Origin of the sequence: Paenibacillus riograndensis SBR5 (assembly GCF_000981585.1) — a bacterium.
Taxonomy (GTDB): Bacteria; Bacillota; Bacilli; order Paenibacillales; family Paenibacillaceae; genus Paenibacillus_AQ; species Paenibacillus_AQ riograndensis.
Genome location: NZ_LN831776.1, coordinates 2,342,603 through 2,366,195, shown reverse-complemented (window position 1 = coordinate 2,366,195; position 23,593 = coordinate 2,342,603). Strand labels below are relative to the sequence as shown.

Below are 23,593 nucleotides of genomic sequence, written 5' to 3'. Positions count from 1 at the left end.
AAAATTTAACATCTATTTTACGAAATGGATGTTTTCTATGAGTTACATTCTTCATATTTGATTCCTCAATCTCCCCTATAGAACATCCACATGAAAATGGTCATTGTGTTCTGCGTCCAATGTAATCTTATCGGATACAATGCCATATTTTTCATGAAAAAAAACAGTTTTAATCTGTTCGTTGCCACTGCACAGCTCCAGTAAAGTTTTCTCTTCCTCCGCAGTCATTCCGGCATTTCTTATGTCTACTTCTTTGCCAGTCTGGTGTCCTTTGTGCTCAGGAGTATCTTCACCGTCGATCAGGGAACAGTCATTGATTTCAAGCTTCTTGCCGGTAGCGGTCCGGAAGGAGTCAGCAAGCTGGCCAAGCGTATGAACAGCCTCTTTCGTTAACCAGGAATGATCCAGTAAATATTTCTGGTCCTTCTTCATTCCTTCTTTTGTATCGTTGAAATTAATATAGGAGGCTCCAGGCGGTGATTCCAAACGTATAAATCCTTTACTTGAGACTCCGATCCTGGCGGCCATCCGATTTCTTGAGCTTTGACCATAGATCCCATCTGCGGTGAGATTCTCGAATCCTTGGAACTGGATCAGGTTTTGTTCAGTCTGCTCATCAAAAGTTTCCGGTGAAACATCCGTGATTTCCGGAATTTTGGACCAGTCCCCTCTTGAACCCGATCTGTAATTCCGCAAATTCTCTTTGAGAACTGCCACTTCCGCATGACTGTCGCCTTTGCGTAATAGCTCTTTATAATTTGTACCCCACTTAGTGTTCAAAACGGCTGTGCCAATAGCAGCTATATTGCCTTGACCTTTGGACATTGTTCAGGCCCTCCTTCATATTCTGGCTTCCATCCATAGAAGTTCCCCACAAAACCCTGAATTGATTCAGCGTTAAAACAAGCTGCATAAAAAAATCCATTTATGGGATGCTACACTATGACTTTAACGAAGGAGACGATTATGATGCCAGATGTGACTCGAAATGAACCCGGTTTTACAGGGCCTCCCATCCCGTTTACCGCAGAGGAAGAAGACTCCATTACCTCCAGTTCAACCCTTCCTGAACTTCTTAATAAATTTCTAAGCAGTACCAATCTGCCTGTTCCCAACCTTGAAGAAATACCCGAGATTGATTTGCAGAATATTCGCCTGGAAGGTACGCAGAACCCGGCTTTTGATGATGACACTCTTAACGGTCTCCAGGTAGCAGCCGAATCTCTTTCTGTTGTGACTCTAGGCCAGCAGGACCACGACGTCACGCTTGATGTTTCCTTGCATACCCGAACCTCACCAGATACCTTGCAGAAAGTTTGGGAGGGACTGCTCAAAGGCAGTGTCAGCTTCGGAACAGCCCAGTTGCAAATCGAGTATGATCTGATGAATCCCAAACGGTTGTACGGCAAATGGAAAGTGGTTCCGGGGGAGGAGATGACGTTTCAGGATATTCCCGAAGCTCTGGGGATACTGCACAACATCCCCATTGAAGCAATGCAATTGGATTTGCGGTTTAGCTCCATTTCTTTTGAACTTCAATTGGATAACGGCCATTTTTTCCTATCCGCACGGTCAGCCGCCTTGGGCGATGCCTTTTTTGCGGCCACCAATGCCGCAGACACCTGGAACTTTGTGTTCGGAATCCTGATTCCTCCCGATAAAATAAGCGGCTCATTAGACCAAATGGTCGGCAGTCTTATATCCCAGATTGGAATACGTGAAGCCTGCTGTATTTTCTCTACAATGGAAGATGAGGTTTTTGTGCTTCCCAAACTTCCGGAGTTGCCGGATTCCACGCAGCCTTCGTTTCAGTTCATGGAGTCGCAGCCTTGCAGCATTGAACGCGGGATTATTTTCTGTGCAGAAATATTGTTGTCCGAGGCAGATAACCCGCTGTTAAAAATCATCCATTCGGCCACTGGACAAGATCGCCTCCTGCTGCAGACCCCGCTAAGCCCCCCTTTAACCGGACAACGTTTTAACGCCCGCTTTCCAGAGCCGATTACACTTAAGGCCGGTCCCGCTTCGCTGATTTTGAAGCAGCCGGAGCTTCATTTGAACCTTGACCCTTTGCTGGTTCAGCTTGAGGGGCTTATGGATGTTCCGCTTGGAGCAGAAATCCTGTTGTGTACCGCAACGATGGAAATCGGCGAAACCCAGGCTCAATGCTCCGTTAGAGTCAACAATATGGAAGAAAACGGACAACCCAGATCCCTTCCCTCCCCTCTTGGCTTGCCGGGCCTTCACTTGGATGAAATTGAAGTAGACCTGGGCTGGACTTTCACACCTCCGGCCTTTCTGCTGGGCTTGAACGGAACCTTTCATATCCAGGAACAGCCCGCCGGCGTGAACGCCTTTGGAATCACTGTCGCCCTGACAGGCCCGCTCATTTCCCCTCAGCTCTTTTATGGATATTTGGAACAGCTGGATCTGGAAACCTTCTACGCTGCTGTAACAGGAAAACCGCTCTCAGGAATCCCTGACTTTCTGAAAAAGCTTGCAGCCAAGCAAGTGTTCATGTACTGGTCACAGATTTCCAAGGAATTACCGGACGGCACGCTGGTTAGCCAAGGAATCGGCTTTAACGGCTTCATTGATCTGTTCGGCTTCAGAACCCATGCCTCTTTTATGCTGTCCCGTGGAGGAATTCAGGGAAGCGCGCAAGCAGCCCCTTTCCGTCTGGGAAAGGGGCTTGCAATCGGCGGCAACGGTGAGGGGATCAGCCTCAAGGAGTATTTTGTTGACGGCAGTTGGATTACTTTGAAAAAAGAGCCGGAAGAAGCGTATGACATGCGAACAGTTCCTTATATAGAGCCCGGTGGAGCTGTATTTCGTTTTAACACTGTAGCTTCGCCTTACTTGTATGCCAGTGCGCGCATCTCATTTTTGGATCTGCTGGAGCAGGAAGCCGAGATTGAAATCAGCGATCAGGGCTTTCGTTTTGAACTGGAAACCGGGATAGGGGAATTGATAAATTCCAAGTGGAGCTGCCAGTTAACGGATCAGGCCACCTTCCGCGCCAAGGCGGAATTCACGCTCGATCTGGATATCAAGGTTGGTCCGATAAAAATGCTGGGGACCGATTTGGGAACGTACGGACTGGATATCGAGTTTAATGCCCAGGCAGAAATAAGCGGCAGCCTTACGGAATGGACACTTAGTGTCAGCGGAAAATTCATGTTTGAGGGAATCGAGATGAGCCTTCCTCCCTTTAGTTTAACCGCCGATGCCGACGTGCTCACCCATTTGCCCAGCCGCTTGGCAGATAAGATAGCCGATTTTGTGAAAAATAACTTTCAATTCCCCTCCGCGAGTGATGTGCTGCAAAAAGCTGCTGAAGCCGTAAACCATGCCTTGGAACAAGCTGGAGAAAACGCCAAAGCCCTTATAGACCATGCATCAGCCGAAGCGGCTAAGATTGCGGAAGAAGCGGAGAAGATGATTCAAACCATCGGTGCGGGAGTGGCCGGTGTGAATGAGCAAGCGGCGAAACTCAGCGAGGAAACCGGGCAAATTATCGCTAATGGCGCTCAGATGGTCACCAAGATTGCTGATGATGCGAAGGCGAAAGCGGAAGAGCTTAAGATGCAAGTTGAAGATTTCCCCAATAAAGCGGAAAAAGAAATCAAGGACATTCTCAATCACGCTGATGAGGAGGTCAACCGATTAGCCCAGGAAGGAGAAGCCGTGCTGAAGCATGCCGGCGAGCAGGCTGGGAAGCTTTTGGAGGATGCAGGGATAGAGAAAAAACGGCTTCAAGACGAAGCGGATAGATTAGCGGGAGATATCCTCAAGAGTGCCGAGGAGCTTGCCGCCAAACTGGAGGAAGAAGCCGCCAAAGTATGGAAGAGCATTGAGGACTGGGCAAAAGAAGAAGCGGAAAAAATTAAAAATTTCGGAAAAAGCCCCGGACATGAGATTGGAAAAGTGTTCAAGAAGAGAAAACTCATATAACAAAAAAATCATTAAAATCCAGGGGGAAGAACATGGCAAATTTGGAATCTCTGTCCTCAGCCGCAATTCTGAAGAGTGCAACCGCATATGGGATTCTTCAAATGAAAAAGGCAGCAGCGTTGTCCGAGCAAAAAATCAGTGAAGCAGATACAGTGTCTGCCGCAGCCATTCTAAGAGCCAAAGTGCAGGCAACTAAGCTATTCAACAAAAGTATAGACTCCATTTTTCTTGCAGATGACCGGGGAATACGGATTTGTGATGCACTTGGAAAAGAACAGGATCAATTTCAAACTCCCACCTTTGCCTACTGCATGACGGTAGACCCGTTGAACAATAAGTTATATTTCATCATTGAGACAACCGCACAGCCCATTAGCGTCAACGGAGGTGAACCCGTAAGAAAGCTTGTAGAAGTTACACTGTTTGCTACTTCATTACGGGGTACAGATATTGAGGAATTGAAAAAAATGCAGTATAACGTCCCGGTCGATGTAACGATAACAGGTTCATTGGATATTCATCCGGCGGAAGGAAAAATCATCTGGATTTCGCCTACGGGAACCATTCAGTCCATGAATGTCCGGGGAAATGAACTTCATGAACTTGCAAAAGCGAATTTTTCACCCAAAACACCGGCTGTCCATGCAACGCTCACAAGCACTGGAGCTCTATTCTGGACCGCGATGGAGAAACAAACTGCCGCAGGCAACAACTATGGGATCTGGAAATTAGAGAAGGATAGTACGGAAATAAGGAAGTTGATCAGTTATCCTCTCCCTCTTGCCGATGCCCATAGTGTGTTCCCGTCCAGAGTACAAGTTGATGAAACCGCCGGAAAGTTGTATTGGAATAGTTACCGTAAAATTGAAGCGATGACTCTTGAAGGCACAGACCGTGAGGTGATTTATACATCCGATTCTGCCATAACCGGCTTGGAGATTGACCCTCATTTGAAGCGGCTATACTGGCTGGAACAAAACCATATTCTTGTCCGGTCCACCCTTGATGGGAAGAACATCGAGCAGGCTATGAGGTTTGAGGAGAGTGAGTTCACTGTAAAAAGTCTATACCTTCGGACAAAGGCGGACGAGGCTGCCGGAATCCTCCTGGCCGCCCAAAGAGCGCGTCAGCTGGCCGCCCAAAAAGCTGCCGAAGATATCAGCACAGCCAACAAAGCAGCTTATGCCTATTTATTGCCTGCCCAAGAAACTTACCAAGCAGCGGAATCCGCATTCAAAGCGCGGATTGCTCCTGCTTTAAAAGAAGCCGAAGATAAGCTTGGACCTGCTAAAGCTCAGTATATGGAACAAAAGTCGCAGGCTGATACACAGTTGGCGAATGCTGCAAGTGAAAGGGACAAAATCTTGCTTCAAGCCCGGGATGAACATAAAAGCAAGGTTGCGGAAGCGCAAACTGATGCGGATAAAAAAATAGAGGCAGCCACAGAAAAATTAGACGAGGCCAGAAGAAACAAGAAAAATTAATGTGAGGAGACAAGAGATTATTATGAGTGAACAAAATCCTCCATCCCATTTAGACCCGCGGCTGCAAAAAACGATTGCCCGCTCGCAGGCCGGAACTAACGAAAACTTCGAAACATCGGAAGAGGCAGAGGAACTGGTCTCCGTAATTGCAAAGGTTAAAAACGTTCAAACATTTCTGGATCTTCCGGGTGTTTATCAAGGGAAGAGAATCACGCTTGCCCCGGATAAATCCGGACATATTGTCACCGCCAAAGTCTCCGTATCCCGGCTGGAACAAATCCAGCAATCTTCCGTGGTCATGACTTTGAGCAGTGCACAGCCCATAAAATTAATGCTGAAGGATACCCTTAGAGAAATCGGCCTTTCTGCCCCAGGTCCACTGGAAATGAACGGGGGAAATGGGGTCATCATCGGTATAATCGATCACGGCTGTGATTTTGCCCACCAAAACTTCAGGAACAGCGATGGAACTACCCGGCTGCTCTCACTTATGACCCAGAGTGTAAATCTAATTAATGGACAAACCAAAGAAATCATCTACACGCCTGACAAGATTAATACTGCGCTCCAAAACATTAATCCGTATCAGCAGCTTGGATACGATCCGGGTTATAGCTCACACGGCACTCACGTCATGGATATCGCTGCGGGAAACGGACTGGCGAAAATGAGCCCTGGAGTAGCGCCAAAAGCGGACATCATCTTTGTGGACCCGGATTACAGGGATATTCAAAATGGAGAGCTGGGTAACTTCGCTGATTCTCGGAATCTGCTGAATTCTGTAAAATATGTGTTTGATGAGGCTGGTGCTACCCCGTGTGTGATTAATATTAGTCTTGGCACCTATGGCGGTCCCCATGATGGAACCTCTCTAGTAGAACAAGGCATTGATGGTCTGGTGATGGAGCAAACCAATCGTGCGGTGGTTATAGCTGCCGGCAATGCATTTGACGACCGCATACATGCGTCCGGTACGATTACGGAAGGAAGTTTCACCGATTTGCATTGGGAAGTCTTCGAAGGGGATACCACCAATAATGAAGTGGAGATCTGGTATTCTGGAGAAGATGAGTTCCGCATCGAATTGCTTAACCGGGATCATCAAAGCATTTTCAATATAGGTGTAGGTGAAAAAGCAGACTCACCCGGCTTTTTTGCAGCCCATACCAAAGGGAGTAACGGGGACCATCAGGCCATGATTTTTAGCGGTTCCGGTTTAGCGGGAGTCTGGATTGTGCGAATTCACGGAGTGAAGGCCGCGCACGGAACCTTCCACGCCTGGATTGAGCGGGATGACAACCGCAATCTGCACAAGTTCAATCAATCCCGGTTCCAGTCCCCCGTGGACAATACCTGTACATTAGGTTCCATTTGCTGCGGGCAAAAAAGCATTGTCGTCGGGTCTTACAACGGCAAAGATCCCTCCCTTCCCATCTCCTATTTCTCGTCTGCCGGGCCGACCCGTGACGGCCGCCAAAAGCCTGAAATAAGTGCACCCGGCCACTTCATCATTGCCGCCTGTTCCCGCACGATAAACGAGCCTAAGATCGATTCAGGAACAAGCATGGCGGCCCCGGTCGTTACCGGGGTCATTGCCTTAATGCTGGCCGAGGCCGTCAAATATGATCTCAAGCTCTCCATAGATGAAATCCGCAGGCTTTTGTTCAGCACAACAAAAAGGAACCCCCCGGCTGAGCAGGGCTGGAACAACCAATACGGCAACGGAAGAGTGAATGCGGTGGCTGCCGTTAAATCAGTAACTGCGCTCGTCGGCAATATGCCCGTGCCAAGCTGATAAATCATGGCTCCTTTTTTAACGGTAAATCTGAAGAAAGCAGGGATTGGCATGCCGCAAAAGCTGGCAGTGATTGTGATCCACGGGTTAGGCAAACAGCATGAGGACTTTGCAGATAAATTTATTGAAGAAATGCACAAGGCCTTCTCGGCGGTAAGCGGAGAAAAAGAGCCCGGTCAGCGAATCGTGGTTAAGCCGGTATATTGGGCTTCTGTCTTTGCTAACCGGGAAGATAAATTAATGAAGACGCTGGTAGGACCTCCTTACAATCTGCACTATAGGGAACTTAGGGAGTTCATGATTCACTACTTAGCGGATGCTGTAGCCTACCAGCCCTTGGATGGCGGGGACGATAATTATGAGGCCGTTCATAAAACGATAAGCACGCAATTAAACATACTAAGCGCTGAAGCCGGACCGGATGCACCGCTTTGTGTCATTTCACATAGTCTAGGGACTGTGATTGCAAGCAATTTCTTTTACGATTTGCAGAATGGCCACCGGAAACCTCCTATTTTGAATCCAGATTCCGCGCTGGAACGGGGAGACACCTTGTCGCTGTTCTATTCCTGTGGAACCACACTGCCATTGTGGGGCTTGCGCTTTCCTGAGTTAGACAAGCCGATCCAGGTTCCCAGCAAAGAGTTCTCCGCTCAGCATCCGCAGATTTCAGGCGAATGGATTAACTTCTTCGATAAAGATGATGTGCTAGCCTATCCGCTCAAGAGTATTGACCCTGCCTATGATAAGGTTGTGACTGAAGACCGGGATGTCAATGTTGGAACAATTATCAAAGGCTGGACCCCTTTATGCCACAATGGTTACCTTAAGAGCAGCAACGTCATAACCCCGATAGCGGAAGGTCTGGATAAACTGTGGCAGCAGATCAACGTTAAGGCGCTGCACAACCATTGATTTTATTGACCCGTTTGCCCGTATCCCTCCCCTCTTTCACCCCTAATTCTTGAGCCAGAGGAAGTGCATTAAGCTTATCAATGTGCTACCGTTAGAAGTATACTCCTGGAGACGGCTTCCGGTGAGTTGATCTTACTCAAGCAAAGGAGAGTTATTCACCTATGAAAAGCATTGCTGTTTTTTGCGGGTCACGTGATGGAGCTTCACCCGTCTACAAAGAAAGCGCCCATGCGCTGGGAAAAGTGCTGGCAGAACACGGCATCACCCTGATCTACGGAGGGGCGACTGTCGGCCTCATGGGTGAGGTGGCGGACGCCGCTTTGGAAGCCGGAGGGGACGTGATCGGGGTCATCCCCCATTTTCTCAAAAGCCGGGAAATCGAACACAAGCATCTCACGGAACTGATCCTGGTGGATTCAATGCATGAGCGCAAATTAAAAATGTCGGAGCTGGCTGAAGGCTTCATTGCTTTACCGGGCGGCCCGGGGACGATGGAGGAGTACTTTGAGATTTTTACTTGGGCGCAATTGGGACTGCATCAGAAGCCTTGCGGAATTTTGAATGTACATCATTATTATGATCCGCTGATTGCCCTGTTTGACCAAATGGCCCGGGAACAGTTCATGCCGGACAAACACCGGTCCATGGTCCTCACCGATGTCTCTCCCGAGGGCATGATCCGGCAATTCCTGAACTATTCCCCGCCGCCGGTGAAGACGTACCTCACGGATGAGCGCACCTGATTCGTGCAGAACACATAAGTCTTTATAGTTCACAATAGACCGGGTCCGCCGGGCCAAGCACAATATCGAAAACGGGTACACAACCTTTTGAAAGACGTTTCAGAACAAAAACGGCTGTGCCGTCCTACACGGGACAGTGCAGCCGTTTTTGTTCTAGCGTTACCTGGAGAACGATGCCCCATGAATCCTACGGCAACTTTTTAAGTGGAAAAAGGTTAACTAATTTGCCGGAGCACCCTAACCTTGGGCAGATGAAGTGGAAAAAAGGACACTAATTCAGCTAATTTCGCCATTGTTCAGGAAAAGTGGCCCAATTAGATTTACTTTTTCCACTTAATTCTCAGGATTTCTTAATTTTCGGAAAAATAAGTTCCCTTTTTCCAACTAGCACCTGCGAAGAAACCGGTAAGTAACTTGCTAGTTGGAATTAGGATATTTAGACCGGCTACCCCTCAGAACTCGGCCTTCGCCGCCTCAACAACTGTATTTCTGCCGTTGTTTCCGGGCAAGCTGGCCTTCGGCTTACTGCCGCAGGGATCCCCACCGCTCCAAAATCAACGGGGGCATGCTGAAGACGGACCGTTGTACTCCTTCACGATCGATCCGCAGCCGTTGCGGACAGGAAAGCCGTTATTGAAGGAAGATTCGGCTATTCCGCAGGACGGACTGAGATGCCCTTATTTGTCCCTTTCCCCTTTATTCCAGGCTCCATCGATGGATATAACGACTCCTGAGTCCGTAACCGCTGAAAAAACAAGGTTTTTGGCAAAATAAGGGCTCCTCTGTCCGCTCTCCCGCACGCGTTGGTGGGAAAAAGTAGACTTCATCCGGCCTATTCACCCCCTTTCAGGTGAAATCGCTAAGATTAAGTCTACTAATTCCAACTATTACCTATGCAGCAACGCTTTTCAGCCCATTTAGTTCCCTAATTCCACTTCACATGCCGTTTCAGCAAGAAACATACAGGGCCGCCCCATCCGCAGAAAAATCCCGCGTCTGTGACAGCCCTATGCCTGCTGCGGATATCCCTTATGTGCCTTAGGCCAGCTTGACCAGGCTGTAATTCTTCTTGCCCTTGCGGATGATTATGAAGCGCCCGCCGATGGCGTCTTCAGCCGTCACTTCCGTACCGAGTTCGGTGACGCGCTCCCCATTGAGCGAAATCGCTCCCTTGGTGATATCCTCACGCGCTTGGCGTTTGGACGGCTCAATGCCCAGATCGACCAGCCAATCCACGATGTTCTTCGATTCCTTGCCGGAGGTGTAGGTCGGCATTTCCTTGAAGCCTTCCTCGATTTCTTCCGCAGTGAGGGAGCGGATGTCGCCGCTGAACAGGGCTGCGGTAATACGCTTCGCCTGTTCCAGCAGCTCCTCGCCATGAACGAAGCGGGTCATTTCCTCGGCCAGCGCCTTCTGCGCTTCGCGCTTATGCGGCTCGGTTTGCACCTTTTCCGCCAGTGCTTCGATTTCCTCCCGGGTCAGGAAGGTGAAGTATTTGAGGTATTTCACCACATCGCGGTCGTCGCTGTTGGCCCAGAACTGGTAGAACTCGTATGGGGTCGTTTTTTTCGGATCAAGCCAGATCGCGCCGCCTGCGCTTTTGCCGAATTTCGTTCCGTCCGATTTAAGCATCAGCGGAATGGTCAGGCCGAATACTTTGGCGTCGGCCCCTTCTTTTTTACGGATCAGGTCCAGACCGCTTGTGATATTGCCCCATTGGTCAGAGCCGCCGACCTGCAGCTGCACATCCTCATGCTGGTACAGGTGCAGGTAGTCCAATGACTGCAGAATCTGGTAAGAGAATTCCGTGAACGAAATCCCGCTGTCCAGACGGCTGGAGACAACATCCTTGGCAAGCATGGTGTTGATGCTGAAGTTTTTGCCATAATCCCTCAGGAATTCAATGACGTTAATCTTGTGGGTCCAGTCATAGTTGTTGACCATACGCACCTGATTGTCGCTTTCCGTCACAAACAGCTTCTTCATCTGCGCCGTCAGGGCATCGACATTCGCCTGCACCTGTTCCAGCGTCTGGAGGGAGCGCTCACTCTGCCGTCCGCTCGGATCACCGATCGTTCCCGTAGCCCCGCCGATCAGGATCACCGGACGGTGTCCGGCAAGCTGGAAGCGTTTCAGCACCATAAAGGGGATCAGATGGCCGATATGCATGCTGTCGCCCGTAGGATCAACACCGCAATAGAGTGACACTGACTTGGTATTCGTTAATTCCCGCAGTCCTTCCGCATCCGTCTGCTGGTTGATCGCATCGCGCCATTCCAATTCATCAATAATGTTCAAGCTGATACAGCCCCTTTGTCCATATTTTCGTATCCATCCGCTGTACGCTGAAACAAGCAGCGCTGCACTCTAATTCCGGTAGATCAAGCGAGTTGAAACGGCTACTCCGCCCTATAGGGATGCTTTGGTTTCATCGTAAACCATAAGGGCCACAGAGGGTGTGAACCATAGAGATCCTTATCTTTCCGCACAAAAAAATCGCCCCTTGTCTATTCAGACACAGGGACGATTATAATTAACCGTGTTACCACCCAGATTGCACGAACGGCCTGACGGCAGAGTCCGCACCACTCTTAAGCGAGGTATCGTTCGCTTGATCTCCGCTTGGCATTACCCAAGATACTCCAGAGTGTAATTCGCAGTCCATGTGTGTGCCAGGGTTCCATCCCCCCCGGCTTTCTGTGACAGGGACAAAGGCTGCTACTATCTCGTTCAACGTATGTCAGCTATATGATTACTGAAAGTATAGTCAATTCGAAATTTGTTGTCAATGCCGGGCCCGGTAGCTTTCCGCCACAAGGGTTCTTTGCTCCTCATTCAGACGCGGGCAGGTGTAGCAGTAGCCGTAATCCTCCGTCATATAGTTCAGGCAGCAGGCTGTCTTCATCAGGGGCAATCTGTTCGGGTCGACCAGCGGCTCCAAGGCGCGGATCTGAGCGGCGAACGGGTTTCTGGAACGGCCGAACACGGACCGGGCCTCTAAGCCCTCGCGTAAAAAACGGTAATCGTCAGAGATTCTGGCCTTGACCCGCTCCCTTCGTTCCTCCTCCAGCAGCTGCCGGATATCACGGTAGAACCAGGTAGGCAGCTGGCCCCACAGCTGGCTGATATGCAGTCCGCTTGCGGCGGACAGGCTCTCCAGCAGCGGCCTGGCCTGGCCGCTATAGAAGCCGGCCAGCACTTCGGCCAGCCATTGACGCCGGGGCAGCTCGCCTTCAGGGCTCTCGCGCTCCCGCCAGTGCAGCGGGCGGAAGGAAATATCAGGCCGTTTGCTGCTGAGGCTCATCTGCAGGACAAGGTTGTCTAGCGAGAAATCAGGAGCCCTGTCATGGACAGATACACAATACTGGAGCGCGAGCCCCGCCCCGCCGAAGCTGACTGCGGTAAAAGCTGCCGCCGGCTGCCTGTTGTCTGCCCGCAGCAGGCTGCGGTAATGATCCAGAAATTCTTCCATCCGCGAAGCCTGCAGCAGCTCCGCTGCCGGAATGACCATGGCTTCAGGCTCCGCTGGAAGCAGGGTAATGCCGTACTGCTGCTCCAGACGGTCAAAATCCATAATGCCCATATACTCAGCTCCTTAAGATGCTTCTAATCTATCCGGGCTTCAGCCCCGCTGCAGCAGTACTTTCTCCTGCGGCAGAGGCGGAGAACCCGTTACGGCCTCTGCTGCTATCCTTCTCCCTTTCCCGTGGGGAATGCAGAGCGGCGTTCCGAACAGCGGATCGCGGATCACCTCGCAGTCGAGCTGGAACACTGCTTTAACCGTTTCAGGAGTGATGATGCTCTCCGGCGCCCCTTCGGCGTAGATGTTCCCCGCATGCACAGCCACCATGTGATGGGCGTACCGGCAGGCCAGATTCAGATCATGCAGCACCATGACAATGGTCCGCCCCTGCCGCTCGTTCAATTCATACAGCATGTCGAGAATCTCCACCTGATGCGACAGGTCAAGATAGGTGGTCGGCTCGTCGAGGAGCAGCAGATCCGTCCCCTGTGCCAGAGACATCGCAATCCAGACCCGCTGCCGCTGGCCGCCGGAGAGGGAATCCACCGTGTGATCGGCCAGATCCGCCACCTGTGCTGCTTCCAGCGCTGAGCGCACCATGGCCTCATCCTCTTCCGACCATGCCTTCAGCCAGCCTTGATGCGGATACCTTCCCTGGCGGACCAGCTGCCGCACTGTTAGCCCCTCTGGAGCCGTTGGCCCTTGCGGCAGAATTGCCATCGCCTTGGCCACCTCCCGCGTGGACAAGCGGGCAATGCGCCCGCCGTCCAGCAGCACTTCTCCCCCGCCCGGCTTCAGCAGCCGGGCGAGCGTGCGCAGCAGCGTCGATTTGCCGCAGCCGTTGCCGCCGATGAGCACGGTGATCCGCCCTTTCGGGATTTGCACATTCATATTCTGAATTACTGTCTTGGAACCGTAGGATACTGTTAAACCACGTGCTTCCAGTGTCGCCAATGTCTCTCCCCCCTTTATTATCGCTACCATTGATTCCGGTTCCGGAAGAGCATGTAAATAAAGAACGGCGCCCCAATTCCTGCTGTAAACACCCCTGCCGGAATATCCAGCGGATAGAACAGCGTCCGGGCAATCAGATCTGCCAGAAAGACAAGCAGCCCGCCCGTCAATGCCGACATCACCAGCAGCCCGCCGAACAATCTTCCGGTCCAGCGCCGGGCCAGATGCGGAGCAATCAGACCGATGAAGCCGACCGCACCGGCTACCGAAACGGCAAAGCCGGCCAGTGCCACGCTGATCAGCACCAGCACAAAGCGGTGCCGCTGAACAGTGACCCCCAGGCTTCCGGCTACATCATCGCCCAGCTCCTGGGCGTTCAAGCTGCGGGCAAAATACAGGGCCAGCGGAATTCCGGCGAGCACAGCCGGAAGCACTGTGAGCACGTTGTCCCAGGAAGCCCCGTACACACTGCCCGTCATCCAGAGATAGGCTTTGCTGGCGGAAATCGCCGGGCTCATGACAATCATCAATGTCGTGGCCGCTTTCGCTGCGGCCGACAGGCCGATGCCGATCAGCACGAGCCTGATGGGCGTCACCCCTTTTTTCCACGACAAGCCATAGACCAGCAGGGATACAATCAGCGCTCCCGCTACGGCGGCGGCGGGCAGCAGCTTGATGCTCACACTGCCGCTCAGGAAGGTAATGAAGGCTACGGCTGCCGCCGACGCTCCGCCCGTAATCCCGATAATATCCGGCGAGGCCAGCGGATTGCGGATGACCCCCTGCAGAATCGCACCGGATACGCCCAGTGCCGAGCCGACAAGCAGTGCGGTAAGTACCCGCGGCAGCCTCAATGTCATGATAATAAAGTCATATTCCCCCTGGCTGCTGCCGAATATCGTCCGCAGCACATCCGGTGGTGAAATATAACCGTTCCCCCACCCGGTTCCCGCAGCAACAGCTGTAACATACAGCGCAAACCCGATTGCCAGCGCCCATACGGTTGTACGCTCCATTTGAAAGTACACGCCGCTCTTCTTCGTGCGCGGATTAACCAATCTGATCATCTCCATGCACCTCCCTTGCGGGCCACATGAATAAAGAACGGCACCCCGATCGCAGCCGTCATCACCCCGATGGGGACCTCCGACGGCTGAATCAGCAGCCGCGCCGCAACATCCGCCAGCAGCAATAATCCCGCTCCCAGCACGGCAGAGAATGGCAGCACCCAGCGGTAATCATTCCCCGCAAGCCCCCGGGCCATGTGGGGCACGAAGAGGCCTATGAAGCCGACCGCTCCCACCATCGCCACCGAACCGCCTGCGAGTACAACGATCAAGCCGCCGAGCAGCAGCTTGACGAGCAGGGTCCGCTGGCCCAGGCCTTTGGCGATATCCTCGCCGGTTGTAAGGAGATTCAGCGCACGGCCCAGGCTCATCGCAATCAATCCGGCGAATACGATGAACGGAAGCAGAGGACGCACATTTTCAAGTGAACGTCCGCTGATCGACCCGGCCAGCCAGAACAGCACATCCTGAAGGCCTGAGTCATTCATCACCAGCAGCGCCTGTGTACAGGAGGCGAATAATGCGGTAATGGCTGAGCCGGCCAGAACCAGCTTGACGGGTGTCAGCCCGTCGCGTCCAAGCGATCCAAGCGCATAGACGATCACAGCAGCCAGAATGGCTCCGCCAACAGCGTAGAGAGAGAGGACAACCAGCGGCGTTGCCGGATTCACCAGCACTGCCAGCACAACCAGCAGGATGGCGCCGGAGCTGATCCCGAACACATCCGGCGAAGCCAGCGGGTTGCGGGTCATCGCCTGCATCAGGGTGCCTGCCACAGACAGTGATGCACCTACCGCCAGCGCAATGACAGCACGCGCCAGGCGTTCCGTGCGCACAATCAGCTGATCAACGGCACCCGCATCATAATCGGTAAAGGCCAGAACCAGCGTACTCCAGGACATTACCGTCCTTCCCAGCATCAGGCTGGCGGTGAAGGCCCCGCACAGAAGCAAAACCAGGATCAGCAGCAGCAAGGTGTTGCGCTTGCTCATTTCGGCAAATCAAACATTTCATACAGGCTGTCCAGCATCAGATGGGCCGACAGAATGCCGCCTGCCATATTCCAGGCCACCTCGTCCACCATATGCACCTGATTGTTCTTGACCGCATCCAGGTTCTTCCACAGCGGATGGCTCGTCCAGTCCGTATACAGCTTATTGACCGCAGCTTCATCTGTACCGGAATTGAAGTTAAAAATCACATCGGCATTCATATCCGGGATGCTCTCCTTGGAGGTCAGCTGCACGCCCCAGGTGTCAGCGTCATGGCCCTCCGGTCTCGTAAATCCAAGCTCCTTCAGGATGCCTCCGGCATACCCCATGTAGAATATCCGCGCATGGTCTTCCCGGAAGTTGGTGATTGTGGCCTCAATCGGCAGCCGGTCACCCATTTTCTGCTTGAAATCGGCCACCCGGCTGTCCCATTCACCCATCAGCTCAGCCGTTTTGTCCTGCTGGTTCAGCACCTCGCCCATCAGCTTCACGGTCGCCTTCCAGTCGTACACCTCACCAGTCATCACTGTAGGCGCAATCTGGCTTAGCTGGTCGTAGACCGCTTCATGCCGGATTTTGTTGGCAAAAATCACATCCGGCTTCAGCTTGTAAATCTCCTCCAGATTGGGCTGAACCTCGGTTCCAATCTGGGCAATACCGCCCAAATCTGCACGCAGATATTCATAGACCGGCTTCTCCAGCCACGACTCCACAATTCCGACAGGCTTGACCCCATAAGCAACCGAAGCGTCATTCGCCCCCTGGTACAGGCTGACGATTCTGACAGGAGTGCCTGTAATCTGCGTCTCTCCCATCTCATGCTTGATGGTGCGCACCTCTTCGGATGCCGGTTCAGTACTGTTCTCAGCCGGGTCGGCAGCGGCCTGTGCAGCAGCCTGCTCTGAGGCCGGCGGTGCGGATTCCTCAGCCGCGCTTCCCGGATTCTGCCCGCAGCTTGCGGCAATCAGCATAACCGCGAGCAGCATAGCGGCCATCCACGTTTTTTTCCAGCTATATCCGGTACGTTTCATTGATTTACTCCCCCGTTTTCTCTATAGTTATGAGAATTTTGTAAATGATATTGATTCTCATTATTAATTATAGAAAAAGAGCGTGGAGTGAACATAGCCGTTTGCGTTCATTATTTGGACAATTCCGTCCTCCACAGCTCCAGGAGCTTATCCAGCAGCAAATTATGCGAATATGCGGAGTACAGGGTATATAAATGCTGTTCCTCAAATAAGGAGTAGACCTTGCTGCTGCGCACCGCTTTCATAGCCTTCCAGCGGGGATCACTTTCAATTTGCCGGATTTTTTCCCGGATTGCCAGCTTCGTCAGCGGGCTGCCGTCGTTGCGAAAGCTGGTCAGCAGCAGAAGGTCCGGATCATAGCTATAAATCTCACTATAGTCAATCTCCCGGTACAACCGGATGTCGCCAAGGCCGTCAGGGGCTTGAAGCCCCAAATCCCCGTACAGGACCGCACCTACATTTCTATGGCCGAACAGGCATATTCTCCCGTTGCCTACCCCTACAATGAGCACCGACTTGCCCTCCGTAAAAGGTGAAAGAGCCGCTCGTGTCTGCTGTGCCTTAAGCTCATAATGCTGCAGCCAGTCCTCGGCTTCATCTTCCCTCCCGGTGGCAACGGCCACCTTGCGCAATTGCGTGCGCCAATCCTCGAAAAACGGGATCGTAACCGTCTGGGCAATATGCTCGAACATTCTGGCTTTCTGCTGCGTCTCCTCGTCGTACACCTCACAGGTAAAAATAACATCCGGCCCCACCGCCGCCAGCTTGTCCAGATCGGGACGGAAATGGCCAATGTCCCGTACCTCCTTCAGCCTGAGCGGATAATAGCTGTTGACCAAAGCGGCATACGGCTCGATGCCCAGCGCCAGCAGATGTCCGGTCAAATGATGCTGCAGGGAAACAATCCGCTGCGCAGCTTTAACCTGGCGGACATAATGGGAGGGGGACACTCCTGTCGCTGTCCGGAATTTACGGCTGAAATAGAACTCATCGGCAAAACCGACGCTCTGGGCAATGGCGCGGAAGGATTCTTTGGTGGAGAGCAGCGCCTGCTTGGCGTGCTTCAGCCGGATTCCGGTGAGGTATTCAACCGGTGTCTGGCCCAGCTTTTTTTTGAATAACCTGGAATAATAATCTGCGCTCATCCCCGCCACTTCTGCCAGTTGTTCCCGGCTGACGCTGCGGTGATAATTGCGGTGCATGTATTCAACGGTTTGGGCAATAGCCCGTTCCTGAGCGGATTCATTCGGGCCGGAGGACCCTTCGAACAAGGCTAGCAGCAATTCCTGGAACAGGATGTTTGCCCTCATGCGCTGCGGCGCGTCTCCATCCAGCTTTTCACTGATTTCCATTCCGATATCCATCAGCGAGCACCCCGGGCCTGGACTGAACTCAATGGGCTGCTCCAGACAGACCGGAACATGCCGCCCGCCAGTGCTCTCCTGAAGCATCGAAAAACTCAATACCATAATACGCTCCCAGCCCCCGGTGAAGGCTGAAAGGTCAGCCCCCGGCGGAATAATCATTGCGGTCTGAAGCATTGTCGGACGGCGGACAGGCCGGACAAAACTCTCCGTTTTACCGGACAGCAGCAGCAGTGAATGAAGATAACCGGCCCCGCCCGGCGGAAGCCGTCCGGAAAGCCTGTAGAGATAGCCGGACATCTCCAGATGCATGGCGTTCATATATCGCCCTCCATTTGAGAATAGTTCTCACTACATTTTAGGTTTAAACGCCTGCCATGGCAATTCTTTTTAAATTTGAACATTTTTTTATTTTGTTATTATTTTTTTATAGTGATTCCCAAACAAATATCCATATGTTATATTGGATATATATGGGTATTGGAGGTGGTTTGGCGCGTACCGCACACACTTCTGGGAGTATGCAGATATAAACAGCAAATCCAAATCCGTTATAAGGAGGAACTATCCATGCAAGCGAGCAAGCATTGTTCATTCCGGATCATTGGTATTTTGGCTCTAACGTTTATCCTTATCCTCTCCCTCTCGATCCCACAGAAGCAGGCGGAAGCAGCAGGAACTTCAGTCAAGGGCTTTTATGTAAGCGGTAACAATTTATTCGATGCCACTGGCAGCCCTTTTGTCATGCGAGGCGTAAATCATGCGCACACCTGGTACAAAAACGACCTGGCGGCAGCCATTCCCGCGATTGCGGCTACTGGGGCAAATACAGTCCGTATCGTACTCTCCAATGGGGGCCAGTGGTCCCTCGACAGCTTGTCCGATGTGCAGAATATCCTGGCGCTCTGCGATCAGTATAAGCTGACCGCCATGCTTGAGGTGCATGATGCGACGGGTTCGGACAACGCTTCCACGCTGAACGCAGCCGTCAATTATTGGATCAGCATCAAGGATGCGCTCATCGGCAAGGAAGACCGGGTCATCGTCAATATCGCGAACGAATGGTTCGGCTCCTGGAGCACGCCGGCCTGGGCCAGCGGCTATCAGTCCGCCATCCCGGCCCTCCGGGCAGCCGGCATCAAGAACACTCTGGTCGTGGATGCTGCAGGCTGGGGACAGTACCCATCCTCTATTTTTACAAGCGGGAATGCGGTGTTCAATTCTGATCCCCTTGCGAATACGATCTTCTCCATTCATATGTACGAATATTCCGGCGGGACAGCCGCCACGGTAAAAAGCAATATTGACAATGCCCTGGCTATTGGCGTGCCGGTCATCATCGGGGAGTTCGGCTGGAAGCATTCGGGCGGAGACGTCGATGAAGCAGCCATTATGAGCTATTCGCAGGAAAAAGGGGTCGGCTGGCTGGCATGGTCCTGGTACGGAAACGGCGGCGGGGTCGAATATCTTGATTTGGCGAGCGGTCCCGCCGGCACCCTGTCGGATTGGGGGAAATCCGTTGTGAACGGCCCCTATGGTACAAAGGCAACTTCAGCGCTCAACAAAATCTACACCACCCCTGGTTACGTGCCTGTACCCGACAACGGGACAACACCTACACCTTCGCCAACGGCTACCGTGACACCTACTGCAACTCCTACTCCTACAGCTACACCAACTGCAACTCCTACTGCTACACCGACACCGACCGCGACCGCTACGCCGACTGCAACCGCTACACCAACTGCGACCGCCACCCCATCCGCGACTCCAACGGCAACACCCGGAGCGCTTGCACTCTACTACCGGGCGGCGGATACGAATGTGAACGACAACCAGATCAAGCCCCATTTCAATCTCAAGAACAACGGCACCTCTACCGTCAGTTTAAGCGGGCTGAAGGTACGTTACTATTTCACCAAAGACGGAGCACAGACGCTAAATGGCGCAATAGATTGGGCACAGCTGGGTGCGGCCCATATAACGCTTACCTTTGGAACGGCAAATGCCGCATCTGCAGATTCCTACGTGGAAGTCGGCTTTACCTCAGGAGCGGGAAATCTCCAGCCCGGAGAACAGACCGGGGATATTCAGCTTCGTTTGTTCAAAAGCGACTGGAGTCATTTTAACGAAAACAACGACTACTCCTTCGATGCCTCCAAAACAGCCTACAGCCTATGGGACCATGTTACCTTGTACCAAAACGGCACTCTGGTTTCGGGTGTACAGCCCTAAGCTCGGGCGCATATAATCTGAGTTTATGTAAATCCCTCCACAAAGCGTGAAAAAAGGGGAGTACCAGCAGCCGCTTGCGGCTTGCGGTGCTTCCCTTTTTGCAGCACAATCCGCTCCAGCCGGAATAAGAGCCCGCCTCCGATTCTTCAAAACAAGACCGTCTGGTGTATAATGCAAGAAGCATCACTGCTTGCCCACCAGATCACGGTACATACAAAGACACGATTTCCAATACTAAGATCAGCGGACCCGTGCTTAAAGCGTCCCTGCCGAAAAGAGGTTATCATCATGACATTATCCGCTTATTCCACTTATGATGCGCTGGGGCTTGCCGCGCTGGTCCGGGCCCGCGAAGTCTCGCCGCGCGAGCTTGTAGAGGCCGCATTCGCCAGACTGGACGAAGTGAATCCGCTCCTGAACGCCGTTGTCCGCACCCGCCGTGAAGCGGCGCTGAAGGAAGCCGATGCGATGCCGCCCGATGATCCGTCCCGGCCGTTTGCCGGCGTCCCCTTTCTGCTGAAGGATATCTCCCAGGCGATCGGCGGCGAACCGCTGACCTCCGGCGCCCTGCTGCTGAAGGACAATATCGCGAAGCGGGATTCCAATTACGTCGCCCGCATCAGAGCCGGGGGTTTTATTCCTCTCGGGCACACGAACACCCCCGAATTCGGGCTGAAAAATATCACCGAGCCGCTCCTGCACGGGCCTGCTCGGAATCCCTGGAGCACGGACTGCTCGCCCGGCGGCTCCAGCGGCGGGGCCGCCGCAGCGGTAGCCTCCGGTATCGTACCGGCGGCGGGTGCCAGCGACGGGGGCGGCTCGATCCGCATCCCGGCCTCCTTCACCGGCCTGTTCGGGCTGAAGCCGACGCGCGGACGCACGCCGGTAGGGCCTGGAGTCGGCCGCCAGTGGCAGGGGGCCTCGATTGACTTTGCGCTGACGCGCTCCGTACGCGACAGCGCGGCCATGCTTGATCTGCTGCAGACCCTGCAGCCGGAGGCCGCGTTTCAGACGCCGCTGTATCCGGGCGTCTATCGGGACGATCTTATGAAGCCCCTGCAGCGCAAGCTGCGGGTTGCTTATACAACCGCGTCCCCTGTCGGAACGCCGGTCTCCGGCGAGGCGGTGGCTGCGGTGCTGAAAACCGTAAAATGGCTGCAGGCCGAAGGCCATGAGGTTGAAGAAAAGCTGAGCCCGGTAAATGGCGTGTGGCTGATGGAGAACTACTATACGATGAACGCCGGAGAGGTAGCAGCGATGTTTATGTCTCTGGAAAATGATATGGGACGCAGCATAGCGGCACATGAAGTGGACATCGTGACCTGGGTGCTCGGCGAAGCCGGTAAAAAGGTCACGGCAGCGGAATTCGTGCACAGCCTGAACGAATGGGATGTGGCTGCTGCGCAAATGGCGGGCCTGTTGAGCCGCTATGACCTGTATATCACACCTGCCAATGCGGACTCTGCGCCTGAGATTGGAGAGCTTACCCAGCAGCCGGAGGAAATAGAAGCTTTGCTGCATATAAGCGAGCTGCCGAAGGAAGCACAGCAGCGGATGATCTACGAGATGTTCGAGCCAAGCCTGACCTATACACCTTTTACCCAACTGGCCAACCTGACGGGTCAGCCCGCAATGAGCGTCCCTCTGCATCTTACACCGGCAGGCCTGCCGATCGGGGTCCAGGTGATGGCTTCCAAAGGCCGCGAGGATCTGCTGCTGCAGCTGGCCGCCCAGTTGGAGCAATCGGAGCTGTGGGTGGGGATGAAGGGGAATCCGCTGTTTCCTTAACTCACATGATTGCATTTTGTGCAATAAAAAGCGTATATTACCACGGTAAATCTCGATCTGCTGTATTTCATGCAATTGATTTCTGTGATTTCGCCTCCACAGGGCCTATTCTCAGAAAACTGCTGTACAGAAGAGACAATTTCATAATTCAAAACCCTTGCTAGGATTGGTTTTTTTGAGCATAGAAAAGGGAGTACCTCCCCAAATCTCGAAGATATAGGTGACCAAACCAACATCCGAGAATGAAAAGAGGTAATCCCCATGTATTCTATTCGGCAAGAAGAGCTGTTTTCCTTTGAGGATTTGTTGCTGATGCGACCGGAAGATAAATACAGTCAGATCTTTGAACACTTAAATCTCGCTCCGGTCTTGCACGCGCTTGGAAAAAAGAACAACCGTGGGCGGCCGGAAGAACTAAACGTACCCGCGATGATCTACTCGCTGCTCATCGCAAAAATGGAGGGCATCGAGTTTGTATCCGCGTTGGTCCGGCGACTTCGATTCAGCGAGGAATTTCGGGTGCAGTGCCGGTTCACCGGTTCCAACCGCATCCCGAGCGAAGCCTCGTACTCCCGTTTGATTCATGTGCTTGAGCAAACGGGCATGCTCGAGGACCTTCAGGATACTCTGGTGCTGTCCGCCCTGGAGGAAGAGTTCGTTACGGGTATGCATCTCGCTTTGGATTCCTCTATCGTTGAGGCTTGGGATAGCCTATTTAGCGAAGCTGCATCCAAACGCCGCGCGGCCCGCCGTGCTAAAAAGCCAAGTGATGCTCCGGTGGCTCAGCAGCTGCAGCTAGAACTCACCGAGCCCGAGTCCGAGCCTGTGGACGAGCGGCCCAAAAAACCCGTCTACCCGCCTGGACGTCCTTCTGCTGAAGAAAAGGAACGTCGGCGCAAGGAACGGGAAGCTTATGAAGAGAGCCTAGGACCGTTTGAGAAAACCATTGAACAGATGCTGCCCTACACGTACGATGAATTGCTTGCAGCATTACCCCGGCATGCCGCGCGTTGTGACAAGAAAAATGCGAAAGGTAGACTTACCAGTTATTACGGGTTCAAGGCAAATCTGCTGGTCGATGCGGACTGTCAGTATATTCTTAGTGGCTTATGGAGTTCGGCGAATTTGAATGACCAGCGCATGGCGGTTATCCTTCTCAAAGGCCTGCTCCTGAAGTTTCCTAGGTTAAACGTAAAGCATGTCTTGGGAGACAAAGGGTACGACAGCGCAGCCATCTACCAGTTGATTCATTCGTTAGGCGCCTATCCTACGATTCCAATGATTCACCACAAAGAGCCGCCCAAGGGAATGAACTCGGACTACAATCCCGTATGCTCACAGGGGCATACCTACCGCTACGACAGTTTTGATGCCAAGTACGAAACGCTGAAGTATACCCAGCCGAGCCAGTGCAAAGACTGTCCACTTTCCGGTTCCGGCTGCCAAAAGGTGTTTAAAATCCGCATACAAACGGATTTACGCAAGCACACCTATCCCGCAAGAGGTAGCGAGAGCTTTACAGAGCTGTACAAGAAGCGTACGGCAGTGGAGCGAGTTTTTGCATATCTTAAAGAGTATTTTGGCATGAAACGTACGCGTCACCGCGGCGTCCGGGCAAGAGTTGATTTCCAGCTCAGTACACTAGCTTACAATCTCAGCAAGTTTGCGCTAGACAAGTTAAACCAGCGGTTACGCAACTCCCAGCAAGTGGCCTGATTTTTTAAAAAATGACCTTAGATTTTGGCCGA

General features: G+C 52.7%; 16 protein-coding genes. 8 read left to right on the top strand and 8 right to left on the bottom strand.

Annotation, left to right across the window (positions count from 1 at the left end; genetic code table 11):
* Nucleotides 1-75: 75 nt before the first annotated feature.
* Entirely contained in the window at nucleotides 76-825 is a 750-nt protein-coding gene (locus PRIO_RS09625) for a peptidoglycan-binding protein (RefSeq protein WP_020427789.1), read from the bottom strand.
* Nucleotides 826-942: 117 nt separating this feature from the next.
* On the opposite strand from PRIO_RS09625, the gene PRIO_RS09620 reads away from it, so the two are divergent.
* The 5 genes from PRIO_RS09620 to PRIO_RS09600 all read left to right on the top strand — a co-directional run bounded on the left by PRIO_RS09620 (nucleotide 943) and on the right by PRIO_RS09600 (nucleotide 8,891).
* The gene (locus PRIO_RS09620) at nucleotides 943-3,954 is read left to right on the top strand and encodes an ATP synthase subunit B family protein (protein ID WP_141639078.1); all 3,012 of its coding nucleotides are present in this window, start codon (nucleotides 943-945) and stop codon (nucleotides 3,952-3,954) included.
* A gap of 101 nt (nucleotides 3,955-4,055) precedes the next feature.
* Nucleotides 4,056-5,438, top strand: a complete 1,383-nt coding sequence (locus PRIO_RS09615; RefSeq protein WP_141639079.1) for an ATP synthase subunit B family protein — start codon at nucleotides 4,056-4,058, stop codon at nucleotides 5,436-5,438.
* 22 nt (nucleotides 5,439-5,460) lie between these two features.
* Nucleotides 5,461-7,233 (top strand): S8 family serine peptidase, encoded by a 1,773-nt coding sequence (locus PRIO_RS09610; RefSeq protein WP_046502072.1) that lies wholly within the window; start codon nucleotides 5,461-5,463, stop codon nucleotides 7,231-7,233.
* Between the two features lie 6 nt (nucleotides 7,234-7,239).
* Nucleotides 7,240-8,148, top strand: coding sequence for a hypothetical protein (locus tag PRIO_RS09605; RefSeq protein WP_020427794.1), 909 nt, complete (start codon nucleotides 7,240-7,242; stop codon nucleotides 8,146-8,148).
* Between the two features lie 161 nt (nucleotides 8,149-8,309).
* Complete coding sequence (locus PRIO_RS09600; RefSeq protein ID WP_020427795.1) at nucleotides 8,310-8,891, top strand: LOG family protein; 582 nt, start codon at nucleotides 8,310-8,312, stop codon at nucleotides 8,889-8,891.
* Nucleotides 8,892-9,929: 1,038 nt separating this feature from the next.
* Here PRIO_RS09600 and tyrS read toward each other — a convergent pair.
* The 7 genes from tyrS to PRIO_RS09565 form a co-directional block, all read right to left on the bottom strand.
* Nucleotides 9,930-11,189, bottom strand: a complete 1,260-nt coding sequence (tyrS, locus tag PRIO_RS09595) for a tyrosine--tRNA ligase (RefSeq protein WP_020430762.1) — start codon at nucleotides 11,187-11,189, stop codon at nucleotides 9,930-9,932.
* Between the two features lie 487 nt (nucleotides 11,190-11,676).
* Nucleotides 11,677-12,474, bottom strand: coding sequence for a hypothetical protein (locus tag PRIO_RS09590; protein ID WP_020430763.1), 798 nt, complete (start codon nucleotides 12,472-12,474; stop codon nucleotides 11,677-11,679).
* Between the two features lie 39 nt (nucleotides 12,475-12,513).
* Nucleotides 12,514-13,305 (bottom strand): ABC transporter ATP-binding protein, encoded by a 792-nt coding sequence (locus PRIO_RS09585; RefSeq protein WP_231869941.1) that lies wholly within the window; start codon nucleotides 13,303-13,305, stop codon nucleotides 12,514-12,516.
* A gap of 86 nt (nucleotides 13,306-13,391) precedes the next feature.
* Nucleotides 13,392-14,435 carry a FecCD family ABC transporter permease gene (locus PRIO_RS09580; protein ID WP_046502065.1) on the bottom strand — a complete coding sequence of 348 codons (1,044 nt, stop codon included), beginning with the start codon at nucleotides 14,433-14,435 and terminating at the stop codon, nucleotides 13,392-13,394.
* Nucleotides 14,432-15,427, bottom strand: coding sequence for a FecCD family ABC transporter permease (locus PRIO_RS09575; RefSeq protein WP_020430766.1), 996 nt, complete (start codon nucleotides 15,425-15,427; stop codon nucleotides 14,432-14,434). The genes PRIO_RS09580 and PRIO_RS09575 overlap by 4 nt, the downstream gene beginning before the upstream one ends.
* Complete coding sequence (locus PRIO_RS09570) at nucleotides 15,424-16,458, bottom strand: ABC transporter substrate-binding protein (RefSeq protein ID WP_046502062.1); 1,035 nt, start codon at nucleotides 16,456-16,458, stop codon at nucleotides 15,424-15,426. The genes PRIO_RS09575 and PRIO_RS09570 overlap by 4 nt, the downstream gene beginning before the upstream one ends.
* 110 nt (nucleotides 16,459-16,568) lie before the next feature.
* On the bottom strand, nucleotides 16,569-18,143 hold the full coding sequence (locus tag PRIO_RS09565; protein WP_020430768.1) for a helix-turn-helix domain-containing protein: 1,575 nt from the start codon (nucleotides 18,141-18,143) through the stop codon (nucleotides 16,569-16,571).
* Nucleotides 18,144-18,392: 249 nt separating this feature from the next.
* Here PRIO_RS09565 and PRIO_RS09560 point away from each other — a divergent pair, with 249 nt between their 5' ends.
* The 3 genes from PRIO_RS09560 to PRIO_RS09550 all read left to right on the top strand — a co-directional run bounded on the left by PRIO_RS09560 (nucleotide 18,393) and on the right by PRIO_RS09550 (nucleotide 23,561).
* Nucleotides 18,393-20,057 (top strand): cellulase family glycosylhydrolase, encoded by a 1,665-nt coding sequence (locus PRIO_RS09560; protein ID WP_046502059.1) that lies wholly within the window; start codon nucleotides 18,393-18,395, stop codon nucleotides 20,055-20,057.
* A 288-nt stretch (nucleotides 20,058-20,345) separates the two neighbouring features.
* Nucleotides 20,346-21,845 carry an amidase gene (locus tag PRIO_RS09555; RefSeq protein WP_046502056.1) on the top strand — a complete coding sequence of 500 codons (1,500 nt, stop codon included), beginning with the start codon at nucleotides 20,346-20,348 and terminating at the stop codon, nucleotides 21,843-21,845.
* 261 nt (nucleotides 21,846-22,106) lie between these two features.
* Complete coding sequence (locus PRIO_RS09550) at nucleotides 22,107-23,561, top strand: transposase (protein ID WP_046501121.1); 1,455 nt, start codon at nucleotides 22,107-22,109, stop codon at nucleotides 23,559-23,561.
* Nucleotides 23,562-23,593: the final 32 nt, after the last annotated feature.